General features: G+C 67.9%; 4 protein-coding genes and 2 pseudogenes. 3 read left to right on the top strand and 3 right to left on the bottom strand.

Translation table 11 applies throughout. The annotated features are described in order from the left end of the window. Positions 1-156 precede the first annotated feature (156 nt). Positions 157-261: pseudogene (locus ABZ749_RS28960) on the bottom strand (hypothetical protein); the annotation flags it as partial. 195 nt (positions 262-456) lie between these two features. Next, on the bottom strand, positions 457-1,071 hold the full coding sequence (locus ABZ749_RS28955; protein ID WP_357233347.1) for a DUF6230 family protein: 615 nt from the start codon (positions 1,069-1,071) through the stop codon (positions 457-459). 399 nt (positions 1,072-1,470) lie between these two features. Here ABZ749_RS28955 and ABZ749_RS28950 point away from each other — a divergent pair, with 399 nt between their 5' ends. Next, positions 1,471-2,211: a class I SAM-dependent methyltransferase gene (locus tag ABZ749_RS28950; RefSeq protein WP_357233344.1), complete on the top strand. Its 741-nt coding sequence runs from the start codon at positions 1,471-1,473 to the stop codon at positions 2,209-2,211. Positions 2,212-2,287: 76 nt separating this feature from the next. Here ABZ749_RS28950 and ABZ749_RS28945 read toward each other — a convergent pair whose 3' ends face one another. Beyond that, positions 2,288-3,493: a DUF3068 domain-containing protein gene (locus ABZ749_RS28945; protein WP_357233342.1), complete on the bottom strand. Its 1,206-nt coding sequence runs from the start codon at positions 3,491-3,493 to the stop codon at positions 2,288-2,290. A gap of 111 nt (positions 3,494-3,604) precedes the next feature. On the opposite strand from ABZ749_RS28945, the gene ABZ749_RS28940 reads away from it, so the two are divergent. Both ABZ749_RS28940 and ABZ749_RS28935 read left to right on the top strand, forming a co-directional pair. Next, the gene (locus ABZ749_RS28940) at positions 3,605-4,861 is read left to right on the top strand and encodes an acyltransferase (RefSeq protein ID WP_357233340.1); all 1,257 of its coding nucleotides are present in this window, start codon (positions 3,605-3,607) and stop codon (positions 4,859-4,861) included. 116 nt (positions 4,862-4,977) lie between these two features. Then, a pseudogene (locus ABZ749_RS28935) lies at positions 4,978-5,161 on the top strand (glycosyltransferase family 1 protein); the annotation flags it as partial.

The raw sequence follows: 5,161 nt of genomic DNA, 5'->3' as shown, positions 1-5,161 counted from the left end.
CCCGGGCCGCCGCGGTCCGCAGGATCACCACGTCCGACTCGGGCAGCAGGTCCCGGACGCTGTCCACCGGCTGCCCGAGCAGGGTGGCCGGGGTGTGACCGCCGCGACGACCGAGTAGAACAGCCGCTGCGCCGGGCTCAACCAGAGCAGCAGGGCGCAGGTCACCAGGATGACCGGGATCAGGAGCGAGAGCAGGCCGGTGGCTCCGCTGTGGAAGCTCAGGCCGTTGATCGTCATCCGGGTGGAGGCGAACATCGCCACCCCGGCCAGGGCGATGAAGAGACCACCCCAGAACGGTCGGCTCCGCTGCCAGCGGCGGAAGGTCTGCCACGCCTGGGCCGTACCGCCGGGCCGGGCGTGGGACGCGTTGGCGGTTGTCACGTACTCCTCCTGGCGGAGCGGGACGGGGACAGGGGCCGGGGCCCGCGGTGGTCGTCCAGCGCGGACCCAGTCACCTCAGAAGCACTCCTTGCCCTTGGCGTCATCGCCCACGTTGACCTTCAACCGGAGGCCGACCAGGTTGAAGGTGGCCGCCGTGGTGTAGCGGGACACCTGCTGCAGGTTCGTGATGGTGACGTGGTCGGAGTTCTGGCCGAACGAACCCTTCTGCGCCGTGGCGTTCAGGTCCGTCGCGTCCCGGCCAATCTTGATGTTGGTGAACGTCGCGTTGCCGTCGAGCGAGTCCATGGCGATCAGCAGGTCCTTGGCCCGGGCAGGCTCCTTGCCCTCACCGGCGTTGATGGTGAGCACCACCGGCAGGCCGGGCAGGTCGGAGCGGATGGACTGGCAGAGGTTGTAGAGCTCCGCGCTCCTGATCTCGGCGACGGCGATCGGGTGGGTCTTGCCGTTCTCACCCTTCTCGCGGACGACACCGCCGTACTGCTTGAAGCCGTCGCCCTCAAGGCGGGTCGCGCCGATCTTGAACGTCTGTCCGGACACGGTGACGTCGGACGCGATGGCGCCGGTCGACATGCCGAACAGGATGGCGCCGACGGCGGCGGTGGCGGGGACCGCCATGGCGGCGAACCGCCGCCACCGGGTACGACCCTGATCCTCAAACCGATCCTGCACGGGTTCCTCCTCAGGTGGCCGGTCCGGACTGGCGGCCCCGCAGCGGGCCCGTCATGTGTTACCGGCGGGTAACGATCGAGCCTGATCGTGCACCCGTTGCGGCGCAGCTCACAACCCCCTGACCATCCGGCGGTAACACGAGGGCGACCCAACAGCAGGCCGACGTCACGAATCGTGGAAGTACCTGTGTGGACAGAAGCCTCGCCATGCGACAAATACGTCACAACCCTGCTCCCCGACAGCGGAGAGTGGCAGGGCATCGACGAATTACAATTAGGTAACGGATGTAAAGTGCGCAGGTCGCGGAGAGCCGTTCGGCTCCTCCTCCCGTCCGAACATCCAGGCGATCCCGGAGACAGCAGGACCCCACCGAACGGCCCGAGGTCCTAGGGTTTCGGCGTGCATCTGAACGACGTGCGACGCCACTGGACCAAGCTCGGAGCTGAAGATCCACTCTGGGCCGTACTCGTTGAGCCCGGAAAACGCGGCGGACGGTGGGACGTCGGGGAGTTCCTGGCCACCGGCCGCACCGACGTCGAGGAGACGACCGGCCAACTTCGCCAACTCGGCCTGCCCACCCGTTGGGAGCGGGTGCTCGACTTCGGCTGCGGCGTCGGGCGACTGTCGCAGGCACTCGCACCACACGCGGACGAGGTCGTCGGTGTGGACATCGCCCCGACCATGCTGGAAACCGCCCGGCGACTGAACCGGAGCGCCGAGAACATCCGGTTCGTCCTCAACGACGCACCGGACCTGAGCCAGTTTCCCGACGGTCACTTCGACCTGGTCTACAGCGCTCTGGTGTTGCAACATCTGCCGCGCCCCGCGATCGATCACTATCTGGCCGAGTTCCTGCGCGTGTTGCGGCCGGGCGGCACCGCCGTCATCGGGTTGCCAACCGAGCGGGGGCGTACGGCCAGGGGCATCGTCTGGCATCTGGCACCGTCCCGCCTGATCAGCTGGGCACAGCGCCACCTGCTCAATTACCCGGCGCCGATGAAGATGACGGTCGTCCCGCACACCGACATGGTGCGGCTCATGGCCGCACACGACGGGGACATCGTCGGGCAGTGGCGCGATCTGCTGTACAGCGAGGACTGGGTCTGCACGCGGTACGCCGTGCGCCGCGCAGGGCATTAGAGGCAGGTGCCGCTCCACGACCGGGGGGTGGACCGCATCGCGGCCCACCCCCCGGTCGTGCTTCCTGTCGTACCCGTCAGCGCTGCTCCACCTCGCCGTGCGCCGGGCGCTGGGTCGGCACCGTCGGGTCCTCAGACTTCCAGTTCGTCGACGCCGGCGGGATCTCGTCGGTCAGTGGACCTGCTGCGGGCTCGGTCCTGGGCTGCTCGGCGGTTTCCGCGTCGCGTACCGGTTCCTGGTCCACCCGCGTGCGAGTCGGGTCGGTGCCGGGTGCCACAGCCGGGTCGGCGCGGTGCCGGGCAGCACCGTCGTTGGTCCGCGTCACCAGCCATACGCCGACGACGAGGGCGATCAGACCAAGGACGCCGGCGGCGATCGGGCCCCAGAAACTGATCAGGCCGATCTTGAAGCGGTTGTCCTTGGCCGTCTCGACACTGCGAGTGACAGTGTCGTCGTTGTAGTTGAAGTCCGCGTCCAGCAGCACCGTGGCGGCGCCGGTGTCGGGGCGCAACTCCTTGTTCTGCTGTTCCCGGACCTTCACGTAGGAGCCCGTCACCGGGTCGATCCAGAGCGTACGGGTGTTGCTGTAGACGATCTGACCGCTGGTGGCGCCGGGGGCGAACCTGCCGAGCAGCGGCTTGAGGCTCGCCTCCGGGGTGTTCAGCACCTCGTTCTCGATCCGCTGCTCGAAGCGGTACGCCTCGATGCCCTTGATCTTTTCCGTGCCGACGAACTTCGCCGGGACGGCCCGCTTCAGGTCACGGTCGAAAACCTGGTAGGCCCGCTTGTCGGTGCCGAACGGGAACTTGTAGATCTGGCCGGAGTAACTCACGTTCCCGACCGGAGTCTGCTCCGCGCCGCTCTCGTTGAGCCACTGCTCCTTCCACGGGGCAGCCGCGCCGGAGATCCGGTCGAGGGCCAGCTCGGTGCTGTACTGGCTGACCACATCCGGGGTGTCGGCACGCCGGACCGTCTGGTAGACGTCCCAGATCACCGCGTCGCCCTTGAGCTCCTCGGGTAGCCGGTCCCTCGTGTCGTCCGGCTGAGGAATGACCTCGACGCTGGAGACGAGGTCACCTTGCAGAACCTCGATGCTCACCGACTCGCCGACACGAGTGATCTTCAGGAACTTGGCGTTCTTCGCCTCCGCGACGGACGTCGTTGGTTCAAGATCATAAGGGAGCTTGGTCACGGAGGGGGCCACGTAGAACGGCAGCCCAGCCGCGAAGACCAGCAACAAAACACCGAGCCCGAAGAGCGCGGCGCCCACGCGAAGCTTCACTCATCCTCCTGTAGCCTGCCGCCCTACGACCTGTTGTCCGGGGCACCCGATCCTTAACATGGCGGGAGGTTACTCTCCGGTCACCTTCAAAGCGACCCCCTGGATGTCCAGATGTCCACAGCCGCCGCGCCAACAGTTCCGCAGACTTCGGTAACCGACCGACTCCCCGCCCTCGACGCGCTGCGAGCAATTGGCGCCGTGGCGGTTGTCGGTCACCACGTCGGGTTCCAGACCGCCGCCACCATGAACACCACGTGGGGCGGATGGCTGGCCCGGCTCGACGTCGGCGTTGCCATCTTCTTCGTGCTCTCCGGATTCCTGCTGTTCCGACCGTGGGCACTGAGCGCCGCAACGGGACAGGCCCGACCACGCGCCGGGCGGTACCTCTGGCGGCGGGCCCTACGAATCCTGCCGGCCTACTGGCTGGCGGTGCTGGTCTGCCTGATCGTCCTGCCGCAGAATCAGCCGGCGTCCGCCGGTGACTGGATTCGGCACCTCACCTTCACCCAGATCTACGGGCCCGGCCAGTTGCGTTCCGGGCTCACCCAGACCTGGAGCCTCGCCACCGAGGTCGCGTTCTACCTGATCCTGCCGCTGGTAGCCGTGCTCGCTCTTGGTCGGTCATGGCGTCCCGTCCGAACCGTCGTGATCGTCTGCGGGGGTTTGTTGGTGACTGCGGGATGGCTCGCACTCTTGGGGTTCGGCTGGCTCAGCAATGGCCTGCACACCATGTGGCTCCCCTCGTACGCCGCCTGGTTCAGCGCAGGGATGGCCCTGGCGGCGGCGCACGTCGCCCTGCGCACCGGGACAGCGCCCGCCGCCTTCCGCGTGCTGGACGACCTCGCCTCCGCACCGATTGCCTGCTGGGCAGCGGCGGTCGGGCTGATGGCGATCGCGACGACGCCCATCGCCGGCCCCCGCGACCTCGCCGGTCCGACAGCCGCGGAGTTCGCCGCCAAGCTGGCCCTGTACCTCGCGATCGCGACACTGATCCTGATCCCGGTGGCCTTCGGTGGGCGGACGCGGGTCAAGGAGGTCTTCGGCGCCAAGTCCGCCCGATGGCTCGGCACCGTCTCGTACGGACTGTTCCTCTGGCACCCGCTGGTCATCGAATTGATCTACCTGATCGACGACCGACCGCTCTTCACCGGCGGACTGTTCAACACCTTCGCACTCACCATGGTCTTCGGTCTGGTGTACGCCACCGTCAGCTACTACGGCGTCGAGCGGCCCCTGCAGGTGCTCGGATCGCAGCGTCGGAAGCGACCGGCCAGGCGCGGGCAGGCGTCCGGCACACCCGCCGCCGAGGTGGCCGCACCGGCCGTCGCGGCGCCGACGGTCACGCCGGCACCCACGGTCAACGCGTAGCGCCAGTCGATCAGCGCTGCCCCATCGGGGCATTGCCGGCCGGCACCCCAGCCCCTAGTGTGACGCGCGTCCCTAAATTACTTGAGAGTAGGGTTCGCGTGGAGCGTCGCTTCGGCATGCCCGGACACGTGCTGTTCCTCAACTGGCGAGACACCCGTAACCCCGAGGGTGGCGGTTCCGAGGTGTACGTGGAACGGATCGCCGCCGAGTTGGTGTCGCGCGGTTTCCGCGCCACCCTCTTCTGCGCCGCCCACAGCGAGGCACCCGGCGACGAGGTCAACGAGGCAGGCGTCCGGCTGG

This window comes from Micromonospora sp. NPDC047753 (assembly GCF_040642735.1).
In the GTDB taxonomy this organism is placed as follows: domain Bacteria; phylum Actinomycetota; class Actinomycetes; order Mycobacteriales; family Micromonosporaceae; genus Micromonospora.
The sequence above is the reverse complement of the archived record's forward strand: the minus strand, read 5'-3'. Positions and strand labels throughout refer to the sequence as shown.